The 20,698-nt window shown below is 35.4% G+C and carries 19 protein-coding genes and 2 tRNA genes; 10 read left to right on the top strand and 11 right to left on the bottom strand.

The features are described from left to right. Positions 1-21: 21 nt before the first annotated feature. Positions 22-669 (bottom strand): porin family protein, encoded by a 648-nt coding sequence (locus BXY58_RS05655; protein WP_120212843.1) that lies wholly within the window; start codon positions 667-669, stop codon positions 22-24. 96 nt (positions 670-765) lie between these two features. Then, positions 766-1,209, bottom strand: coding sequence for a 6-carboxytetrahydropterin synthase QueD (queD, locus tag BXY58_RS05650; protein WP_120212842.1), 444 nt, complete (start codon positions 1,207-1,209; stop codon positions 766-768). A 96-nt stretch (positions 1,210-1,305) separates the two neighbouring features. Here queD and BXY58_RS05645 point away from each other — a divergent pair, with 96 nt between their 5' ends. Next, the gene (locus BXY58_RS05645) at positions 1,306-1,773 is read left to right on the top strand and encodes a hypothetical protein (protein WP_120212841.1); all 468 of its coding nucleotides are present in this window, start codon (positions 1,306-1,308) and stop codon (positions 1,771-1,773) included. Here BXY58_RS05645 and BXY58_RS05640 read toward each other — a convergent pair whose 3' ends face one another. The 5 genes from BXY58_RS05640 to dnaN all read right to left on the bottom strand — a co-directional run bounded on the left by BXY58_RS05640 (position 1,774) and on the right by dnaN (position 9,226). Then, entirely contained in the window at positions 1,774-2,604 is an 831-nt protein-coding gene (locus tag BXY58_RS05640; RefSeq protein ID WP_120212840.1) for an alpha/beta hydrolase family protein, read from the bottom strand. A gap of 52 nt (positions 2,605-2,656) precedes the next feature. Then, positions 2,657-4,015, bottom strand: coding sequence for an oxygen-independent coproporphyrinogen III oxidase (hemN, locus tag BXY58_RS05635; RefSeq protein ID WP_120212839.1), 1,359 nt, complete (start codon positions 4,013-4,015; stop codon positions 2,657-2,659). 193 nt (positions 4,016-4,208) lie between these two features. Continuing rightward, entirely contained in the window at positions 4,209-5,462 is a 1,254-nt protein-coding gene (locus tag BXY58_RS05630) for a YCF48-related protein (protein WP_120212838.1), read from the bottom strand. A gap of 74 nt (positions 5,463-5,536) precedes the next feature. Then, positions 5,537-7,936 carry a phenylalanine--tRNA ligase subunit beta gene (pheT, locus tag BXY58_RS05625; RefSeq protein WP_120212837.1) on the bottom strand — a complete coding sequence of 800 codons (2,400 nt, stop codon included), beginning with the start codon at positions 7,934-7,936 and terminating at the stop codon, positions 5,537-5,539. A gap of 159 nt (positions 7,937-8,095) precedes the next feature. After that, positions 8,096-9,226, bottom strand: a complete 1,131-nt coding sequence (dnaN, locus tag BXY58_RS05620) for a DNA polymerase III subunit beta (RefSeq protein WP_072998965.1) — start codon at positions 9,224-9,226, stop codon at positions 8,096-8,098. Positions 9,227-9,341: 115 nt separating this feature from the next. Between dnaN and BXY58_RS05615 the strand changes: the two genes are divergently transcribed. From BXY58_RS05615 to coaD, 3 genes are all read left to right on the top strand, one after another. Further along, positions 9,342-9,707, top strand: a complete 366-nt coding sequence (locus tag BXY58_RS05615) for a diacylglycerol kinase (protein ID WP_120212836.1) — start codon at positions 9,342-9,344, stop codon at positions 9,705-9,707. 73 nt (positions 9,708-9,780) lie between these two features. Further along, positions 9,781-10,764 carry a D-alanine--D-alanine ligase gene (locus BXY58_RS05610; RefSeq protein WP_120212835.1) on the top strand — a complete coding sequence of 328 codons (984 nt, stop codon included), beginning with the start codon at positions 9,781-9,783 and terminating at the stop codon, positions 10,762-10,764. Between the two features lie 74 nt (positions 10,765-10,838). After that, positions 10,839-11,309 carry a pantetheine-phosphate adenylyltransferase gene (coaD, locus tag BXY58_RS05605; protein WP_120212834.1) on the top strand — a complete coding sequence of 157 codons (471 nt, stop codon included), beginning with the start codon at positions 10,839-10,841 and terminating at the stop codon, positions 11,307-11,309. Positions 11,310-11,432: 123 nt separating this feature from the next. On the opposite strand, the gene BXY58_RS05600 is transcribed toward coaD, so the two are convergent. From BXY58_RS05600 to BXY58_RS05585, 4 genes are all read right to left on the bottom strand, one after another. Continuing rightward, positions 11,433-11,505, bottom strand: a tRNA-Phe gene (locus BXY58_RS05600). A 119-nt stretch (positions 11,506-11,624) separates the two neighbouring features. Beyond that, positions 11,625-11,697 (bottom strand) — tRNA-Phe (locus tag BXY58_RS05595). A 93-nt stretch (positions 11,698-11,790) separates the two neighbouring features. Next, on the bottom strand, positions 11,791-13,635 hold the full coding sequence (locus BXY58_RS05590) for a bifunctional lysophospholipid acyltransferase family protein/GNAT family N-acetyltransferase (protein ID WP_120212833.1): 1,845 nt from the start codon (positions 13,633-13,635) through the stop codon (positions 11,791-11,793). 6 nt (positions 13,636-13,641) lie between these two features. Then, positions 13,642-14,880, bottom strand: coding sequence for an aspartate kinase (locus tag BXY58_RS05585; RefSeq protein WP_120212832.1), 1,239 nt, complete (start codon positions 14,878-14,880; stop codon positions 13,642-13,644). A gap of 239 nt (positions 14,881-15,119) precedes the next feature. On the opposite strand from BXY58_RS05585, the gene fbp reads away from it, so the two are divergent. The 6 genes from fbp (at position 15,120) to groL (ending at position 20,686) form a co-directional block, all read left to right on the top strand. Further along, positions 15,120-16,139, top strand: coding sequence for a class 1 fructose-bisphosphatase (gene fbp, locus BXY58_RS05580; RefSeq protein ID WP_120212831.1), 1,020 nt, complete (start codon positions 15,120-15,122; stop codon positions 16,137-16,139). A 59-nt stretch (positions 16,140-16,198) separates the two neighbouring features. Beyond that, positions 16,199-17,206: an o-succinylbenzoate synthase gene (locus tag BXY58_RS05575; protein WP_120212830.1), complete on the top strand. Its 1,008-nt coding sequence runs from the start codon at positions 16,199-16,201 to the stop codon at positions 17,204-17,206. Positions 17,207-17,268: 62 nt separating this feature from the next. Next, entirely contained in the window at positions 17,269-17,982 is a 714-nt protein-coding gene (locus tag BXY58_RS05570; protein ID WP_120212829.1) for a DUF3108 domain-containing protein, read from the top strand. Between the two features lie 82 nt (positions 17,983-18,064). Then, complete coding sequence (locus BXY58_RS05565; RefSeq protein WP_120212828.1) at positions 18,065-18,295, top strand: hypothetical protein; 231 nt, start codon at positions 18,065-18,067, stop codon at positions 18,293-18,295. 442 nt (positions 18,296-18,737) lie between these two features. Then, positions 18,738-19,016, top strand: a complete 279-nt coding sequence (locus tag BXY58_RS05555; protein WP_072998155.1) for a co-chaperone GroES — start codon at positions 18,738-18,740, stop codon at positions 19,014-19,016. 47 nt (positions 19,017-19,063) lie between these two features. After that, positions 19,064-20,686, top strand: a complete 1,623-nt coding sequence (groL, locus tag BXY58_RS05550; protein WP_120212826.1) for a chaperonin GroEL — start codon at positions 19,064-19,066, stop codon at positions 20,684-20,686. Positions 20,687-20,698 lie beyond the last annotated feature (12 nt).

Raw genomic sequence — 20,698 nt, 5'->3', positions numbered from 1 at the left:
TTTGTTTTATTGAAAATTGAATTAAAATTTATAACCTAATCCAATTTGTAAATAACTTAAATGCGCTTTTTCACCATTCTCCGGATTCTTCACCATATTTGTTATTCCAAAATTATATCTTGCATCGAAAAATAATCCATTAGACAATGTATATTCTGCACCTACGAAAGGAGATAAATTTAAAGTCTTAATATTATCTTTAAAATCACTTTCTGTCTCTAGTTCATCAATATAATCTGCATATTCTGCTGGAAGGTTGTGATCGATGTCAACTTTAGTTTTCGCTGACACTACAAAACCGAAATTAAGACCTGCTGATAAAGAGAAAGCATTCGCTACAAAATATTTAGCAGAAATAGGAACAAGTAAAGAACCAATATTGTCTTTTCCTGTAGCTTTTACATAATAGCCACCTTCAGACTCTTCTTCTGTTGTTTTTCCTCCTAAGTCAGCGTACAATAATTCTGCTTGCAAAGCAAATTTGTCTGTTAATTTATGCTCAACTAATCCTCCTACATAAAAAGAAGATTTTCCATCAGAATTAACCGACATATTATTTACTTCATATTTTAATGTAGACAAAACATATCCAGCTTTAACACCAAATGTTGTTTGAGCATTCATAGCTCCGAAAAGTGCAACTGCACCAACTAATAATAGCTTTTTCATAGTTTATTTAATTTGAGGGTGCAAAAATATTAAAATTTTATAATTCCACAAATTATCTATAAAAAAATAACTTATTTTTTATTAATTCAGAAAAATCTAATTTTCTTCCGCAAGCCATTCTCCGTAAGAGTTTTCCGTCTCGTGAAGTTTGAGATAAGCTAGTTGTACGTGATCCGGCAAATTAGATTTAATCTTTTCAGCGATGTCGTAAAGCATATTTTCACAAGTTGGCTGGTAATCACAGAAAATAACTTTGTGACCTTGATGTTGTAAACCTTCGCCTAATGATAAATGAGGAGAAGCACCATTGACCAAAACTGCATGGTCCCAAACATCTACAATTTCTTCTTTTACAATTTTTTTAATATCTCCAAAATCGACAACCATTCCGTTCTTTGGGTCATCCAGATTATTGATTGGATGGCCTTTCACCGTTACATATAATTTATAGGAATGACCGTGCATATTCTTGCATTTGCCGTCATAATTATAAAGAACGTGCGCTGTTTCGAAAGTGAAAATTTTTGTAATCCGTATCATTTTACAAAGATAACTAAAAAACGTTTGATTATTTTTGGTCAAAGATTTGTGTATCCAATTTACAATAACTTAATTTGTAAAGAAGACACAGAAAATATGAAAAAATTAGTTCTCTTATTTGGTTTGATTTCCTCGGTTTGTTTCTATTCTCAGAATTTTTCTGCAATCAATGATATTTTGGAAAAAATCGAGAGCAAAAACAAGAAGATGAAAGATGCTTCCGGCTATATTATCAACAACAAGAAGTTTGTTTTGATAGAAGATTTCGAGGATCATTCTGAACGTCATATTTTAGAATTTAAAAATGACAATAGCATTACATTGATTGAGTTGATTGATGACAAAGCCACAGGACAGACTTTCTCTAATATATTTTCAGGTGATTTTATCCGCAAGAAAAACGCCATTTCTATAAGAGCGAATTATCTGGAAGGTAAGCAGATTGCTATTCCGCTTATTTACAGCCTCTATCTGATGAACGCTAATGATATTTGGTATTTGAAAGACATCAACACCAGCAAACGTTGGATCGAGAATAATAATCTGACTAAAAAGAAAAAGTAATCAATTCTTTTTCAAAAAATCAATACAAGTTTTAACGGCTTCATCTAATTCTTTTGGAAGAGAATCGTCTTCCCAAGGTTCTTTTGCGCCGAAAGTATGGTTGGCTTTGTCGATGATTTTCAGTTGAGAATCTTTCGTCCAATGATGAAGATCTTCAGAGTGATTTAACGGAACCGATTCATCATTAGAACCGTGAATGTACAGACTTGGAATAGTCAGCTTCTTGCATGCTTTTTCTACATCAAACCTGTCTTTATCCATTTCAAAATCTTTGTAGAATTGAAAATAATGCGGCATTTTCTGCTTCGTTCTTGCATTTTCGACAAAATAGACGCCATCATTTTTCCAGTTTTCAAAGGCGTCATTTTTAGGAAATCTATCCAATGTTGAAACACTAGCTAATGTAATTAATTTAGAAATCGATTGATTTTCGGAAGCTTTGACAATAGAAATTCCGCCACCACGGCTGTGGCCTAACAAAATGATTTCATCAGCATTGACTTCTTTTTGACTTTTGAAACGGTTAATTACCATTTCCAGATCCTTTAATTCTTTGGAATAATTATTCTTTCCGAATGCTTCTAAATCCGCAAATTCCTTAGGATTGTCAATTGTAGTTCCGTTATGTGAAAAATTGAATTTAACAAAATAAAAACCTGCATTCGCAAATTTCTCTCCCATCAGTTCCCAAGCGCCCCAATCTTTGTAACCTTTGTAGCCGTGAACAAAAATGATTAGAGGAAGCTTTTCACCAGAATCAGGAAAAATTGCATCAGCCAAAAATTCTCTGGAACTTTTGAGAATGATGTTTTTTTGTTGGGTTAAATTCATTTTCAATCTTATTTAAAATAAAAAAAGAAGTTACTAAAACTTCTTTTAATCATTATATCGTCATTGAGAAAATTCGGGTTTCAGGCTTGTTTCTCATCATTCTTAGGTCAAAGACCATTGCTACATTTCGTGTAAAAGCTCTTCCTTTTTCAGTGATTTTAATTTGATTGTCGGAGATTTCTACCAAACCGTCCGTTTCCATTTCTTTCAATTTTTCAATTGCATTTTCGATTTCCGGAAATGAAGTTTGTAAATCCCAGCTCGTTTCCAATTGGCACATCAGATTCAGAATATGTTTTCTAATTGTCAAATCTTCATCATCCAAAATATGTCCTCGGAAAACCGGAATCTCGCCTTCTTCAACAATCTTCTGATACTCTTCCACCGTTTTTGCATTCTGCGCAAAAGCATACCAGGAATCGGAAATTGCTGACATTCCCAAACCTACCATCAACTGGGTTTTGCTGGATGTATAACCCATAAAATTACGATGCAGTTTTTTCTGAATCAACGATTGGTAAAGGTCGTCGTGCTCTAGCGCAAAATGGTCCATTCCAATCTCGATATAACCCAATTCTTCCAGCAGTTTTTTTCCGTCTTCGTACAATCTTCTTTTTTCATCGCCACTTGGCAGATCACTTTCGTCAAAACCTCTTTGTCCGACTCCTTTCACCCAAGGAACATGTGCGTAAGAATAGAACGCCAATCGGTCAGGTTTCAACTCCAAAGTTTTTCTAATCGTATATTCGGTGGCTTCCCAAGTCTGGTGCGGCAATCCGAAAACCAAATCGTGACTGATTCCTTTATAGCCAATTTCTCTCGCCCATTCGGTTACATTTTTCACATTCTCAAAAGGCTGAATCCTGTTGATTGCTTTCTGAACTTTTGGATCATAATCCTGAACACCAAAACTCACTCTATTGAAGCCTAAATCAAATAAAGTCTGAAGATGTTCCCGAGTTGTATTATTCGGGTGACCTTCAAAACTGAATTCCTGTTCTTCCGCAATCTCAACTGTATCGAAAATCCCTTGTAAAAGTGTTTTCAGATTTTCCGGAGAGAAAAAAGTCGGCGTTCCACCACCCAAATGAAGTTCTTTCAGCTTCGGTTTTTCATTGAATAATTCAAGATATAATCTCCATTCTTTCAAGACACTTTCCAAATAAGGAATTTCTACCGAATGCTGCTTCGTAATCCTTTTGTGACAAGCACAAAATGTACAAAGTGCTTCGCAAAAAGGCAGGTGAATGTAAATGGAAATTCCTTCTTGGGCATTGCTTTCAGAAAAGGATTTAATTACAGATTTTTTCCAAAGTTCTGGCGTAAAATCTGCCTCATTCCAATAAGGAACAGTAGGATAAGACGTATAACGCGGACCTGGAATATTGTATTTGTCAACTAAAGAATTCATCGCTGCAAAGTTACAAAAACTATGTTTGGAATGATTTTGAATTAGAGATGATTTTTGATTGGTGGTTTCTATTTCTAATATCGAAATCTATATTGATGACCAATGCCCTAGCCCCGATAGGAACGGCATCCTTTTTCTTTTTTTGCAAAAAAAAGAAAAAGATATAGTGGATAGCGGGATTAAGCTCCTAAAACTATTTCTTAATAATTTTTATAGACTGTCTTCCCAAATTGGATTGTACCGCCAAAAGATATTCACCAGCAGAACATTTGAAGTCCAGAGAATATTTTTTGAGACCTTTTCCACTAACATCATCTTTTAGAATATTGCCCAAAAATTTTCCTGTCAAATCATACAATCCTATAATAATATGATCTGAATGGATGTAATGAATGTTCAAATTTAGCTTATCGTTTACCGGATTTGGAGCGATTTCTATTTTCAGGTTTTCAACTTTTTCATTGCCTGACTCATTGGTTGATAAGCCTGTTGTGGTCATCTTATAAATCTGATTTCCTGATGCGAAAGCAGTGGTTCCATTAACAAAAAAAATACGGTTAAGAGAACCTCCAAGATTTTTATTGACCCAAGTATTACCACCATCAAAAGTCTCCATAAAACCTGAATTGTGGCCGCCCATCCAACCGTGCGTAGTTGACACAAAACCAACCGCCTGAACATATGGGTCAGGGAAATTTTTTGTTTGCCAGGTCAATCCGCCGTCAAAAGTTTTCAGTAATTTGCCTTGAGTTTCGGATTCAATCGAACCGAAAATGATTTTATTATCCGGGAAAATTTGCAGTTTCCAAACGTAATCGCCATATTCTCCGGCACTGTAGATTTTGGTCCAGGAGTCGCCACCGTCAGTCGTTTTGAGAATCACAGCACCCTGTTCGTCACTTCCTGAAACAAAACCGATATTTTCATCAATGAACTGAACTTCGACCAATGCAGATGCATAAGCTGACATATCGATAAACTTCCAAGTATTGCCGGAATCTGTCGACTTAATAACATAAGCTGGAGAAAACCACGCTCCACAACCATAAACCGTGGATGATCCAACTGTATCTAGTCCACAGATTGCTGCCGGATAAGGGGAAATATTATTGACTTTCGTCCACGTTGTTCCTCCATTTGTCGTCTTATAAAAATTATTATTCAGAGTTCCCAGAAAACCGATATTTTCATTCAGAAACTCTATATTCCTGAAGTATTGCCCCGTTTGTGAACTAACAATTTGTTCTGTCCAGGTCGTTCCACCGTTTGTGGTTTTGAAAACAGTTCCATTGCCTCCTCTTGCAGCCCAGCCTAAGTTTTCATTAAGAAAGAAAACATCGTCATAACGACCAGTAGTTGAAGGGGGAAAGTTTAATGTGCTCCAATTGTACGTTTGTGAAGAGACTAAACCGGCAACAAAAAGGAAAGAGATAAAGATTTTTTTCACGGTTTTAATTTTTTGCTAAAAATAAAAAAATCGGGATAATTTTCCCGATTTTAATTTATATCAATTTGAATTAATTATCTTAATTCAGCTTTGAATTCTTTTTCAAAAGATTTGATAAGAGAATTCATAACTTCGGTAATGTCTTTGTCTTCTAAAGTTTTTTCTTCGTTCAGAAGTTCAAAACTTAAAGCATATGATTTTTTGCCTTCCGGAAGATTTTTCCCTTCGTAAACATCAAACAGATTAACATTTTTCAGGAACGGCGACTTGTTAGATTTCGCGAGCTCATATAATTCTGCATAAGTAATGGTTTTATCCACTAGCAAAGCCAAATCTCTTCTGATTTTGTTGAATTTAGGAATATCTACAAATTTCAGATTTTCTTTTGTTCTCAAAGCTTGGCAATTTTCCAACTCTATTTCCGCATAGAAAACTTCTTGACTAATATCGAAATCTTTCAATAATTGCGGTGCAACTTTTCCTAATCTTGCTACAGTTTTATCGCCGGATTTGATTTCCAAAGCATCGGAAAAACGGTTGTCTTCCAACGCAGATTCGTGAAGTTCAAGGTTGAGTTTTTCCAAAAGAACTTTAACATAAGCTTTCATATAGTAGAAATCTGTCGCGCTTTTTGGTTGAAGCCAGTTTTCCGCAACTTCTCTTCCCGATGTTAGAATCGCTAATTGCTTTCTTTCTTCGTATGTTTCTTTCTTATGATAAATTTTCCCTAATTCGAAAAACTTAATGTCAGATGATTTTCTATTGATATTATAAATGGCGTTTTCCAAAAGTCCTTCCAGCAAAGATTTTCTCATAAATGCTAAATCATTGCTTAAGGGATTCAATAACTTCACAGCATTCGTTTCATCTTTTACAGAACGAAGCGAATTGTTCATTACCTCGTGAAAACCGTTGGATTGCAGTGTTCTTGCCCAAGAATTTTCCAAAGCATCCTGATCGTCGAAACTTAATTTCACTGGCGTAAATGATATTTTTTTCGGCGCATCGATTTTATTGTAACCGTAGATTCTCAAAACTTCTTCGATAACATCGATTTCTCTTGTCACATCTGCTCTGTAAACCGGAACAGATAATTCAAGACCATTTTGAATTTCATTAAGAATATGAATATCAAGAGATTTTAAAATTTCTTTAATCTTTTCTCTGTGAATTTTAGTTCCTAGAATCTGATCCAATTTCGAATATCTGAAAACCACATAATGGTCTTTGATTTTTTCAGGATAATGTTCCAAAATCTCTCCAACCAACTTTCCCCCAGCCAATTCCTGTATTAAATTGATTGCGTGAGTCAAAGCCGTTCTGGCATTATTCGGGTCAACACCTCTTTCGAAACGAAAAGATGCATCAGTATTCAAACCGTGTAACTTAGACGCTTTTCTAATCGCAACCGGATTGAAATAAGCACTTTCCAGGAAAATGGTTTTGGTTTCAGATGAGACGCCACTTTCGCTTCCACCAAAAACTCCGGCAATACACATTGGTTTATCTTTTCCGTCTTTGATGATGATTTCTGAACCGTTCAAAGTTCTTTCCACATTATCCAAAGTTTTGAATTTGGTTCCAGCTTTTACAGTTCCAACTTTCACAGTTTTGTCTGCAATTTTATCAGCATCAAAAGCGTGAAGCGGTTGTCCAAGGCCGTGAAGGATATAATTGGTAATATCTACAACATTATTAATTGGTGAAAGTCCGATGGCTTTCAATCTGTTTTTCAACCAATCCGGAGAATTTTTAACCTCAACATTTTCGATAACAGCGCCTAAATATCTTGGCGTCAATTCAGAATCTTCAACTTCCAATTTGAAATCGTGAGAACCTTCGATATTTAAAACTTTAGATTCTATTTTAGTAAATTCTGATTTCAAATTATTCGAAGAAACAAACGCTTGCAAATCTCTGGCAACACCATAATGCGACATTGCATCGGTTCTATTTGGAGTCAAACCAATTTCGTAAACCTCATCATTCGTCAATTCAAAATAATCAGCGAAAGGTTTCCCAACTTCATATTTAGTTTCGTCCAAAACCATAATGCCGGCGTGGTCATCGCTCAGACCTAATTCATCTTCGGCACAAATCATTCCTTCGGAAACTTCGCCACGGATTTTAGCTTTTTTGATTTCGAAAGAATTGCCATCTTTCGCGTAGATTTTAGTTCCAACCACAGCAACAGGAACCGTTTGTCCAACAGCAACATTTGGAGCACCACAAACGATTTCCAGAACTTTTCCGTTGCCAACATCCACCGTTGTTTTACTCAATTTATCGGCATTCGGATGTTTTTCGCAAGTCAAAACTTTACCTACAACAATTCCTTCCAGACTTCCTCTTATGCTTTCGAATTGATCAACACCTTCTACTTCCAAACCGATATCGGTAAGGTAAGCACTGATTTTTTCAGAGTTAAGGTCGGTTTTGATATAATCTTTAAGCCAATTATTAGAAATTTTCATTCTTTTTTATATTTGAATTTTTTGAACACAAAGTGCACAAAGATTTTTTAATTTAAACTGCTTTTAAGTTCACAAAGGAGTAAACTTTAATAAGTTTTTAAACTAAAATTTGAGACCTGAATTTCAAATCTCAAATTTTAAATATGATTAATTTTAAAATTATAAACCTATAACAGGCATTGACAGCATCAGAATACTCTCGTTCTCCTCCAAGCCGTCAACTGGTTCTACAATTCCTGGTCTGTTGGGTTGAGACATTTTCATCGTGATATCATCAGAAGCCAAAACAGACAACATCTCTGTCAGGAATTTTGAACTGAAACCGATGTTGATATCATCACCGTTATAGTCGCAAGGAATCTGCATATCAGCTTTGTTTGCGTATTCCGTATCTTCTGCGTGAAGATGTAGAACGTTACCAGACAACTTGAATCTTACCTGATTCGTAGATTTGTTTGACATAATAGATGCTCTTCTGATAGAACCTAAAAGCAAACTTCTGTTGATGGTCAAAACGTTTGGATTCTCTTTAGGAATTACCGCATTGTAGTTCGGATATTTTCCGTCAATCAAACGACAAATCCAGATGTTATTTCCAAAAGTGAATTTCGCCATATTATCACTGAATTCAATCACAACATCTTCGTTGGAATTGTTCAGGATATTTTTGAAAATTGACAATGGTTTCTTCGGCATAATGAATTCCAGAGTCTCAGGATGTACAATATCTGTTCTTTTGTAAACCACCAATCTGTGAGAATCTGTGGAAACAAAATTAGTCTCATCTTCTTTGAATTGAAACAAAACACCAGTCATCACAGGACGTAGAGAATCGTTACTCGTAGCAAACAAAGTGTTCGCCAAAGCTTCTGCCAAAATTCCGCCGCCAATGGTCACTTTCTGAGACGCATCAAACTCCGGCAATTCAGGATAATCGTCCGCATTGTCCAATGCTACCGCAAAATTGTCTTTCTCATCCAGGATTTCCAAAACGCTTCCGTTTCCGTCTTCTGAATCTTTAACCGCAAGAGTCAAAGGCTGCTCACCATAAGTTTTCAAGAAATCCTGAAAAATCTTACCCGGAACTGCTAATTTTCCTTTGTCATCCGACTTCACTTCAAGAGAAGTAATCAAAGTCGTTTCTCCGTCAGAAGCCGTCACTGTCAATAAGTTCTGGTCTAACTCGAAAAGAAAATTCTCCAAAATTGGTCTGGATTGTGAACCGGAAATCACGCCACTCACCGTCTGTAAAGCTTTTTGCAAATCGCCACTGGCAACAATAAATCTCATAAACTGTATTTATTTCAATTCCACAAATATAATGATTCCGATTCGATTGTAAAAGTTGATTTTATTTAGTTATTAACAATTATGATAATAATCTATCTTTGTTGTTATTATTACAATGAAAAAACCGCCATTTCATAAAAGTGTTCAGTTTACCTTTCGGGGAATTATATGGATTTTGAGAAACGAAAGGAATTTTCAGTTCCATATTTTAGGATTGATTATTAATCTTTTTCTGATTGTTTTTTTTGGACTTTCTAATGTTGAAACAGCTTTGATTCTTCTTTGTTGCTTTTTTGTTTTGGTAACAGAAGCTTTGAATACTTGTGTTGAGAAAATCTGCGATTATATTCAGCCTGAGTTTGATTCCCGAATTGGGATTATTAAGGATTTGGCTGGTGGTGCGGTGATGTTAGCAACGATTTCTTCGATTTGCGTTGGGGCTTTGGTTTATTGGCCTTATTTGAAATTGCTTTTTTATTGATTTTAATAATTGTAGAAATTAACATCTATCTTTTTCATAAAATCTTTACATTTGTTTTCAATATATTTCTAAAATGAGCAAAAAAAATGTGGCCGTTGTAATGGGCGGCTATTCTGATGAATACAAAGTTTCTTTGAAAAGCGGACAATTGATTTTTGATTCGCTTGACCGTGAAATTTATGACGTCTACAAAGTCATTATTTTAAAAGATGAATGGTACTTTTTAGACGAAAACGATCATAAAAAACCAATCAACAAAGCCGATTTTTCTGCAGATCTTGGAAATGGAGAAAGCTTGAAATTCGATGCTTGTTTCAATATAATCCACGGTACGCCTGGCGAAAACGGAATCATGCAAGCTTATTGGGATGCAGTTGGGCAAAAATATACAGGTTGTGATTTCTATCAAAGCGCATTGACCTTCAACAAAAAAGACACCTTAGCTGTTTTATCAAAATATGGAATCCCTTCTGCAAAAAGTATTTATCTAAGAAATGGTGAGGAAATTTCTGATGACGAAATTGTTGAAAAATTAGGACTTCCGGTTTTTGTTAAACCCAATCAAAGTGGTTCTTCACTCGGAATTTCTAAAGTTAAAGACAAAAGTGAACTAAAATTAGCGACTGAATTTGCTTATAAAGAAGATGATGAAATTCTAATAGAAAGTGCTTTGAATGGAATGGAAGTTTCTGTAGGTGTTTTGGATTACAAAGGCGAAGTGATTGTTTTAGGAATTACAGAAATTATTCCTGATAAAGAATTCTTCGACTACGAAGCCAAATACGAAGGTGCTTCTCAGGAAATCACACCAGCAAGAATTGATGAAGAAACCCGAAAAAAAGTAGAAGAAATTTCTATCAAAGCTTACAAATCGCTTGGAATGAACGGATTTTCCCGTTCGGAATTCATTATCGTTGACGGAATTCCGCATCTTTTAGAAATGAATACTAATCCTGGCTTTTCACCGGCCAGTATCCTTCCCCAACAAGCCAAAATCTACGGCATCTCTATCAAAGATCTTTGCGGAAACGAAGTAGAAAAAGCACTTAACAAATAAATCATCAATGATAAATTTTAGATTTTAAATGATGCAGAGAATCTAAAATTCATAATCTAAAATTTAAAATTTCTATGAAAATTGCTGTTTTTCCTGGGTCGTTTGACCCAATTACACTTGGCCATTATGATATTGTGGAACGCGCGGTTCCGTTATTTGACAAAATCATTATCGCCATCGGAAAGAATTCTCAGAAAAAATATATGTTCTCTCTTGAACAACGTAAAGAATTCATCAAAAAAACTTTTGAAAAATTCCCAAACGTTGAGGTTGATGATTTTGAAGGCTTGACGATAGACTATTGTAAAAGCAAAAATGTCAATTTCATTTTGAGAGGTCTCAGAAATCCAGCAGATTTTGAATTCGAAAAGTCGATTGCTCAAACCAATAGAGCCCTGACCAGAGAAAATACAGTTGAAACTATTTTCCTTCTGACCTCTTCCGGAAAATCTTATATCAGCAGCAGCATTGTAAGGGAAATCATTTCCTATGGCGGAAATTATGAAATTATGGTTCCTGACGCCGTGAGAGTTGAGAAAAAATAAATTAATCCTGAAGTTAGCTTCAGGATTTTTTGATTTTCAGAACAAAATCCAATTTTATCCTTGTTTTGTTCTAGATCATGTATAAAAAAAAAAAAAAAACCGCCTAAGTTAGGCGGTTTTAAGTGGTTTCTCCAGGGATCGAACCAGGGACACACGGATTTTCAGTCCGTTGCTCTACCAACTGAGCTAAGAAACCATTACTCTTGTTGTTTTTGAGTGGTGCAAAAATACACTCTTTACTCTTATAATCCAAATTAGATTAACACTAATTTAATATTTCTAATAAAAAAGCCACCTATTCAGGCGGCTTTTAAGTGGTTTCTCCAGGGATCGAACCAGGGACACACGGATTTTCAGTCCGTTGCTCTACCAACTGAGCTAAGAAACCATACTCTATTGTTGTTTTGAGTGGTGCAAAAGTATATTCTTTATTCTTATAATGCAAATAATATTAGAATATCTTAACCTATTTCTATAAAAATCACTGATTATCAGAAGATTTTTTTTCAGTCTGTGCCTTGAAAAAGTCACTTAACTCTTCCAAAACCGGCTTGATTGTATCTTCCGGAAGATCACTAATCCTGATATACATTAATCCATCAATCGCATCATTGAAATTAGGATCGACATTAAAAGCAATCATTTTTGCATTTTGCTTGATATATTTCTTAATCAAAACCGGCAATCTTAATTCAGGTTCAAGATCATCAATGATCTTATCCAACTTATTGAGATCAGCATCCATATCTTCAAAGAATAAGGCTTTATCACGCTCCTTCATCACCACCTTGAATTCATTCTTTGGGTGAATGTATTGAGCCACTGCAGAATCATAATAATGAGAGCGCATAAACTCTATCATCAAAGATTTTGAAAACTCTGAAAACTTGTTACTGATGCTCACACCGCCCATCAGGAATTTGTGTTCCGGATTTCTTAGACAAACGTGAACAATTCCTCTCCAAAGCAGGAATAAAGGAAACGGTTTTTGCTGATATTCAACAGAAATATAGGCGCGTCCCATTTCAATAACTTTTCGGAAAAACGGTTGTAGTTCCGGATCATATTCGAAAAGTGAACTGGTATAAAATCCATTGATACCGTATTTTTTCATCACTTCGGAACCGAGTGCCATTCTGTAAGCTCCAACCAGCTTTTTGTCAGCATTATCCCAAAGAAAAAGATGGTGATAATGATTATCGTACTCATCCAGGTCAAAAGGCAAATTAGTTCCTTCACCAATGGCCCGAAAGGTCAGTTCTCTTTGCCTTCCGATCTCTCTCATAATAGAAGGAATCTCTTCTGACTTGGTAAAGAAAACGTCATAATCGCCGTGTGAAAAAAGTTTTTTATTCTCGGTAACTTTCAGTTTTTCAATTTCGCTAATAATATCTTCAACAGGTGTTTCATCAATAATATTCTGGACGATATTATTCTGTTTTTGCAATGGAAGCTTGAGAGACATATTAGGCAGCTTCAGTTTCTCGGTAATGCTTTTTCTCCGTTCATAATAAGACTTCAGCATATAAACCTTATTATAGAGATAATCGCCTAGCTCTTCAATCGTTTCCTCCTCTTCCATTTGTTTCACAGAGATTGGCTTTCCGATTCGGATTCTGATCGGCTTATCTCTTTTCTTCATCATTTCTGCAGGCAGCATCATCGTTTGCAAATCAGGGTGCAGCTTGGCTACATTATAAAACATTTGGCTGTTGGTCGCGTGAAAATACATTGGAACAACAGGGACTTTTGCTTTTTTGATAATTTTCAGCGCCGTTTTTCCCCACGGTCTGTCGAGAACTTCGCCGTATTCGTTATTTTTATTAGAAACCTCGCCGGCAGGAAAAATCCCCAAACATCCACCCTCTTCCAAATGTTTGAAAGTTTCTCTCATTCCGGAAGAACTGCTGTAAGCTTCTTTTCTGCTTTCGAAAGGATTAACGGAAATCACGAAAGGAGCCATTGGTTCTATTTTCGATAACAGGAAATTCCCCATTACTTTGAAATCTGGCCGAACGCGTAATAATATTTTGCACATTAGAATCCCGTCCAATGCACCAAGCGGATGATTGGAAACAATAATGAACGGGCCTGTTTTCGGAACTTTGGCAAGATCTTCTTCAAATACAATATAGCTAAGGTCTTGTTCTCTGATAAATTCATCAAAAAACTCTACACCTTTTGTATGTTTGAGTTTATTGTAAAGATTATTAACATCATTGATCTTAGCAAGATTCATAATAGCTGAAGCTACAGGTCTCTTGAGGAAACCAATCTTATCCAGCCCGGATGCTTTTATCAAGTCTTCTTTGGAAATTAAGCTCATAGTTTTTTACATGGTTACCATTTGGAAGGTTTTTTTGGCGATCTGTTCCAACAGGACTTTTTTGTCTTTGTAGAATTGATCCAGCTTCTCCAATTCAGCATTTCTAACCGTAAACAATGACACATTCTTGGTCATCTGAGTGATGAAACTCTGCTGCAATTCTTCATTAAGCTGGTTGACGTTTCCAAATTTATCTTCCAAACATAAAGCTAAGGAAATTGCTGAATTCTGCATCAAAGAAACTTTAATTTTATATTTTGCCAGAAGTGTAAAGATCAAACTCATATGATCCTCTGCAATAAAGGAAAAATCCCTGGTTTCAACATTCAGTAACGTTTGATTTTCTTTAAGAATATAACTTTCGATCAATTCATTCTCTTCCGAATTTCCAACTTTGGTTCCAGGTTTTTTAGGTTCTACAAAAGATTTTACAAAAAACGGGATATTCTTCTGCTTAAGCGGCTGAAGCGTTTTTGGGTGAATTACCGATGCACCGTAATAAGCCATTTCGATCGCTTCTTCGTAAGAAATATGAGATAGCAATTCTACATTTTCAAATTTTCTCGGATCGCCAGTCATCACACCTGGAACATCTTTCCAGATTGTCATTTCGTCAGCATTAAGACAATAAGCGAAAATCGCCGCCGTATAATCTGAACCTTCTCTACCTAATGTCACTGTAAAATTATTGCTTTCCGAACCAATAAAACCTTGTGTCACATAACAGTTGATCTTATCCAGTTTAGAAATATTCTGTTCAGTTTCCTGCCAGTTCACAATTCCTTCTCGGTAATTACTGTCCGTTTTGATGTAATCTCTCGCATCCAACCAGTGATTGAAAAACTGAATATCATTCAAATATTCGCTTAAAATTTTAGATGAAATCATTTCCCCGCAGCTTACCACCTGGTCGTAAACAAAATTATAGTTCGGTGATTTATTTCTTCTTAAAAATGAATCGATATCATCAAAAAACAAAGAAATCTCTCCAAAAACCGGATGATTTTCTGAAAATAAACCTTTGGCAATATCGATGTGATTTTTTTTGATTAATTCAATTTCTGCCTGATAATCCTGTTTCTTGAAATAAAACTCGACCACTTTTTCTAGTGCATTCGTTGTTTTTCCCATTGCTGAAACCACCAGCAGACATTTTTCAAAACCCTGTGTTTCAAGAACCAAGGCCACATTTTTCACACCTTCGGCATCTTTTACAGATGCTCCACCAAATTTGTAAACTTTCATTAGATTTTTAACTGTTAGTATTTATTTGTCAATCAAAAAATGGTTAATTGATTATTAACCTTCAAAAATATTAATAATGAACGAAATATGAAAATTGACACTTTATTTCCATTGCTTCGAAATGAGATAATAAAACCATATTAATATATATTATAATGATTATTATCAATTCTTGATGAATTTAGTTTTATTTGATTAAAAAAAAATTTAGTTTTGTAAGAAATCAAATTAACCAATTTATGTCGCATCAAGGTTTACAGACTTTAGGAGAGTTTATCATCGAAAAACAGGATGATTTCAAATATTCTACAGGGGAATTATCGCGTCTCATCAGTTCTATAAGAATTGCTTCAAAAATCGTAAATCGAGAAGTCAATAAAGCCGGAATTGCTGACATCATTGGTAATGTAGGCAACCAGAATATCCAGGGTGAAGATCAGCAAAAGCTGGATGTTTTAGCCAATGACATCTTCATCGCAGCTTTATCCCAAAGAGAAGTGGTTTGCGGAATTGCTTCCGAAGAAAGTGATGATTTTATCGAAATCAAATGCACAGAAAATGCTCACCTCAGCAAATATGTTGTATTGATAGATCCTTTGGACGGATCTTCTAATATTGATGTCAATGTTTCTGTAGGTACAATTTTTTCCATTTACAGAAGAGTTACCAATCCCGGAACTCCTGTTGAGCTTAAAGATTTTTTACAAAAAGGCGTTAACCAGGTTGCCGCAGGCTATATTGTTTACGGTTCTTCTACAATGATTGTTTATACTACCGGGAACGGCGTGAATGGTTTTACGCTTGATCCATCAATCGGAACTTATTATCTTTCCCATAAAAATATCAAATTCCCAACTTCCGGGAAAATATATTCTATTAATGAAGGTAATTACATCAAGTTTCCCCAAGGTGTGAAAGATTACATCAAATATTGCCAGGAAGAAGAAGGTGACAGACCCTATACCTCACGTTACATAGGATCATTAGTATCTGACTTTCATAGAAATATGCTAAAAGGAGGCATCTACATCTACCCTTCCACTTCGCAATCTCCTAATGGAAAACTGAGACTGCTTTATGAATGCAATCCAATGGCATTTTTAGCCGAACAAGCTGGCGGAAAATGCAGTGACGGATTCAAAAGAATTATGGAAATCGAACCAACAGAACTGCATCAGCGCGTTCCTTTTTTCTGTGGAAGCGCTGCAATGGTCACCAAAGCCGAAGAATTTATGGCAAAAGCTGTCAACAAAAAATAATATTGAAATTTTAAATCATATAAAAGACCGGTTCGTCGGTCTTTTCTTATTTTTGTAGTATGAAGACGGCAAAATTTCATCAGTATATTCTGAATTTTAAAGTACCAAGCGGAACTTCGCGCGGTGTTCTGAATACCAAAGAAACTTATTTTATAGAGATCTCTGAAGGTGATAAAAAGGGAATCGGAGAATGTTCTCTTTTCCGGGGATTAAGTTTTGATGATGATGATGACTATGAAAATGCTTTGGAATGGGCTTGCCGAAATATTAATTTGAAACTGGAAGAACTGCAGGAAGAATTGGTCAATCATCCTTCTATTATTTTCGGAATCGAGCAGGCGCTTCTTAATCTTGAGCATCAGGGAGATCTTTATTTTCCAAGTGAATTTACAGAAGGAAAAGATTCGATTAAGATTAATGGTTTAATTTGGATGGGTGATTCAGATTATATGCAGTCTCAAATTGAGGAAAAAATAAAGAATAATTTTACTTGTATCAAGTTAAAGATCGGTGTGGATTGGGATTCGGAAAAAAAAGTTATACAAACCCTCAGAAAAAAATTTCCGAAAGATAAAATCGAACTTCGTGTGGATGCCAACGGCGCTTTTTCTCCAGAACAGGCTAAAATTGTTTTACAGGAATTAGCAGATCTCGATATTCATTCAATAGAACAACCGATAAAAGCCGGAGATTGGGAAGCAATGGCGGAACTTTGTAAAAATGCGCCGACACCAATTGCTTTAGACGAAGAACTGATTGGCATTCTTAATTATGAATCCAAAAAAGATCTACTTAAAATAATTAAACCACAATATATTATTTTAAAGCCAAGTTTAATTGGAGGATTTTCAGGATCTGATGAATGGATAGAATTAGCTGAGCAAAATAACATCGGTTGGTGGATCACTTCTGCTCTGGAAAGTAACATCGGCCTCAATGCTATTGCTCAATATACTTACACCAAAAAAAATCCGATGCCACAAGGTTTAGGCACAGGAGGTTTGTTTACCAATAATTTTGAAACACCTTTATTTTTGGAAGGGGAAAATCTAAGATTCGGAAATTAGATTAATGTAAACTCAGCTGGCTGTAACTATATCACATTCGGCACTACTTATTATTAAAAAATATGAGAACATTTCTTATCCTTTTAATAATTGGTAGTGCCAATTTTTTTTCGGCACAAAACCTTCTTTCACCAACAAATGTTAAGCTTGATTCAAAATATATCCAAGATGAATCATCGGAAGTAAGCTGGATAATGGAAAATGCTGGTTCAAAAATTGAAATTGGCAAAGTGATCACCGATTTTAAGAAATTAAACAAAAAAGACCTCCTGATAAAAACGACAGTCAAGATGAAACAGTCTCCCGAAGCTTGGATTGATTCTACTATTGTTAAAATCTCAAATTTCCAACCGGTTTATCACTCGTCTTTTAATTCAATGAGAAATATGTCGATTAGCTTTAATAAAAACAAAGCGATTGGATATTATCTTGATAAGAAAACTCAGAAAAAAGATATGATTAATGAGGCGACGACTTTGCCTTATTTTGATAGTAATAGTTATCCGGCTTTGATTCGATTTTTACCTTTGACTGAGAATTATACAGCCGAAATTTCTATTTTTGATTATAATCCGACAGCTAAAAAAGGCGTTATCAAAGCTTACATAGAAAAAGTTGAGAAATCTGAATATAATGGTAGAAAAGTTTGGGTTGTAAAAACGACTGATGATATTCAGGAGAGAAAAGCCGAGAGCACTTATTACATTGATATGATTACACGAAAAGTGATTAAGCAGGAAATCAATGCGGGTGGAAGGAAAATGATAATGGAGTAAATAATAATTCAATAAACTTTGAAAATATTTAAATTGATATAAAACTAAATATTTTTGTTTAATTTTACTTAAATTTAAAAAGATGGAAACAATAAAACTAAGTATTGAAATTGAAAAAGGCAGTTTTCCATTGGTGAAAAAATTTCTTGAAAATATAAAAGGAATTGTAAACGTAGAGGAAGAAGATGAATTATTAGATACCTTTTTGAAAATGGAATCCGACTTTCTTGATGGAAAATTAGAAACTGTGAGCGAAGAAGATTTTAAAAAAAATATTGAGGATAAAGTATGCGAGTTGTATTCTAAAAAGTAGCGGACAATCATTATCAGGATATTTTAGCAAAACTTGCAGAGAAATGGACAGAAAAAGAAATCAGAGTTTTTATTTCTGAATATGAAAATGTGATTGAAAATATAAAAATCAAATTGGTTTCGTATCCATACTATTCCAAAAAACAAAAAATCCAATTTGCTTTAATTGGCAAGAAGAATGTCAAAATGTTTTTTAAAATTTATCCAAAAGAAAATCTAATATTTGTTTTCGATTTTTTTATCATAAAAAAAGACCCAAACAAATTATATAAATTGTAAAAAGTCATTCAGTTTGAATGACTTTTTTTTCTGCCAAAATTTCAGTCTAAAAACAAATCTCTGCCAAAATTTAACATCCACCATCCATCTTCCACTTTCCATCGTTAATTGGCACATTGTTGGAGATGTAGGAAGCAGAATAACATTAAAATTATATACTTATTATGTCAGTAAATTTTAAACCATTAGCGGACAGAGTTTTGGTAGAACCAACTCCAGCTGAAACTAAAACAGCATCAGGAATCATCATTCCGGACACAGCAAAAGAAAAACCACAAGAAGGAACTGTTGTTGCGGTAGGACCAGGAAAAAAAGACGAGCCTACTACTGTAAAAGTTGGTGACAAAGTTCTTTATGGAAAATATTCCGGAACCGAATTAAAATTTGAAGGTAAAGACTACTTGATTGTAAAAGAAGGAGATTTACTAGGAATCATCGGTTAATATTAAAATTCATCTGAAATTAAAATTTTCGACTAAATCAAAAAATTATGGCAAAAGAAATAAAATTCGATATCGAATCAAGAGATGCTCTTAAAAGAGGTGTTGACGCATTAGCTAATGCAGTTAAAGTAACTCTGGGACCAAAAGGTAGAAATGTTGTGATCGAAAAATCTTTCGGTGCTCCACACGTAACTAAGGATGGTGTTTCTGTAGCAAAAGAAATCGAGCTTGAAGACAGAGTAGAAAACATGGGAGCTCAGATGGTGAAAGAAGTCGCTTCCAAAACCAATGATATCGCTGGTGACGGTACAACAACAGCGACCGTTTTGGCACAGGCTATCGTAAGAGAAGGTCTTAAAAACGTAGCAGCCGGCGCCAACCCAATGGACCTGAAAAGAGGAATTGACAAAGCGGTTTCTGCGGTTGTTGAAAACCTGAAATCCCAATCTCAGACTGTTGGTGACAACAACGATAAAATTAAGCAAGTCGCTTCTGTTTCTGCAAACAACGATGAAAACATTGGTTCTCTAATCGCTGAAGCATTTGGAAAAGTTGGTAAAGAAGGTGTTATCACAGTAGAAGAAGCAAAAGGTATCGATACGACCGTAGATGTTGTAGAAGGAATGCAGTTTGACAGAGGTTACCAATCGCCTTATTTCGTGACTAATCCTGAAAAAATGGTTGCGGAACTTGACAATCCATACATCTTATTGGTAGAGAAAAAAATCTCTTCTATGAAGGAATTATTGCCAGTTCTTGAGCCGGTGGCGCAAGGCGGTAAATCTTTGTTGATTATTTCTGAAGAAGTAGAAGGTGAAGCATTGGCAACCTTAGTAGTAAACAAATTGAGAGGTTCTCTTAAAATCGCTGCGGTTAAAGCACCAGGATTTGGTGACAGAAGAAAAGCGATGCTGGAAGATATCGCTATCTTAACTGGTGGACAGGTTATCTCTGAAGAAAGAGGTTTCACAATGGAAAATGCGTCTATCGAAATTTTGGGAACTGCTGAGAAAGTAGTAATCGACAAAGACAATACAACTATCGTAAACGGTGGTGGTGATGAGGCTCAAATCAAAGGAAGAGTAGCTCAGATCAAAGCTCAGATGGAAACGACGACTTCTGACTACGACAGAGAAAAGCTTCAGGAGAGATTGGCTAAACTAGCTGGTGGTGTTGCTGTACTTTACGTAGGTGCTGCTTCCGAAGTAGAAATGAAAGAGAAAAAAGACAGAGTGGACGATGCACTTCACGCAACCAGAGCAGCTGTTGAAGAAGGTATCGTAGCCGGAGGCGGTGTTGCGCTTGTAAGAGCGGTTTCAGCACTTAACTTCGAAGGTGATAATGCTGACGAAACAACCGGTATCAAAATCGTAAAAAGAGCGATTGAAGAGCCATTAAGACAAATCGTGGCTAATGCTGGTGGTGAAGGTTCAGTAATCGTTGCAAAAGTAGCTGAAGGACAAGGTGATTTTGGTTATAACGCCAAATCTGACGAATATGTGAATATGCTGGAAGCCGGAATCATTGACCCAACTAAAGTAACAAGAGTTGCTCTGGAAAATGCTGCTTCTGTATCAGGAATGCTTTTGACAACAGAATGTGTTATCACAGAAGTTAAAAAAGATGAACCTGCAATGCCAATGGGTGGCGGAATGCCAGGAATGATGTAACGGTCAACGGCC

It is taken from the genome of Epilithonimonas arachidiradicis (genome assembly GCF_003610695.1).
GTDB lineage: Bacteria > Bacteroidota > Bacteroidia > Flavobacteriales > Weeksellaceae > Epilithonimonas > Epilithonimonas arachidiradicis.
The sequence above is the reverse complement of the archived record's forward strand: the minus strand, read 5'-3'. Positions and strand labels throughout refer to the sequence as shown.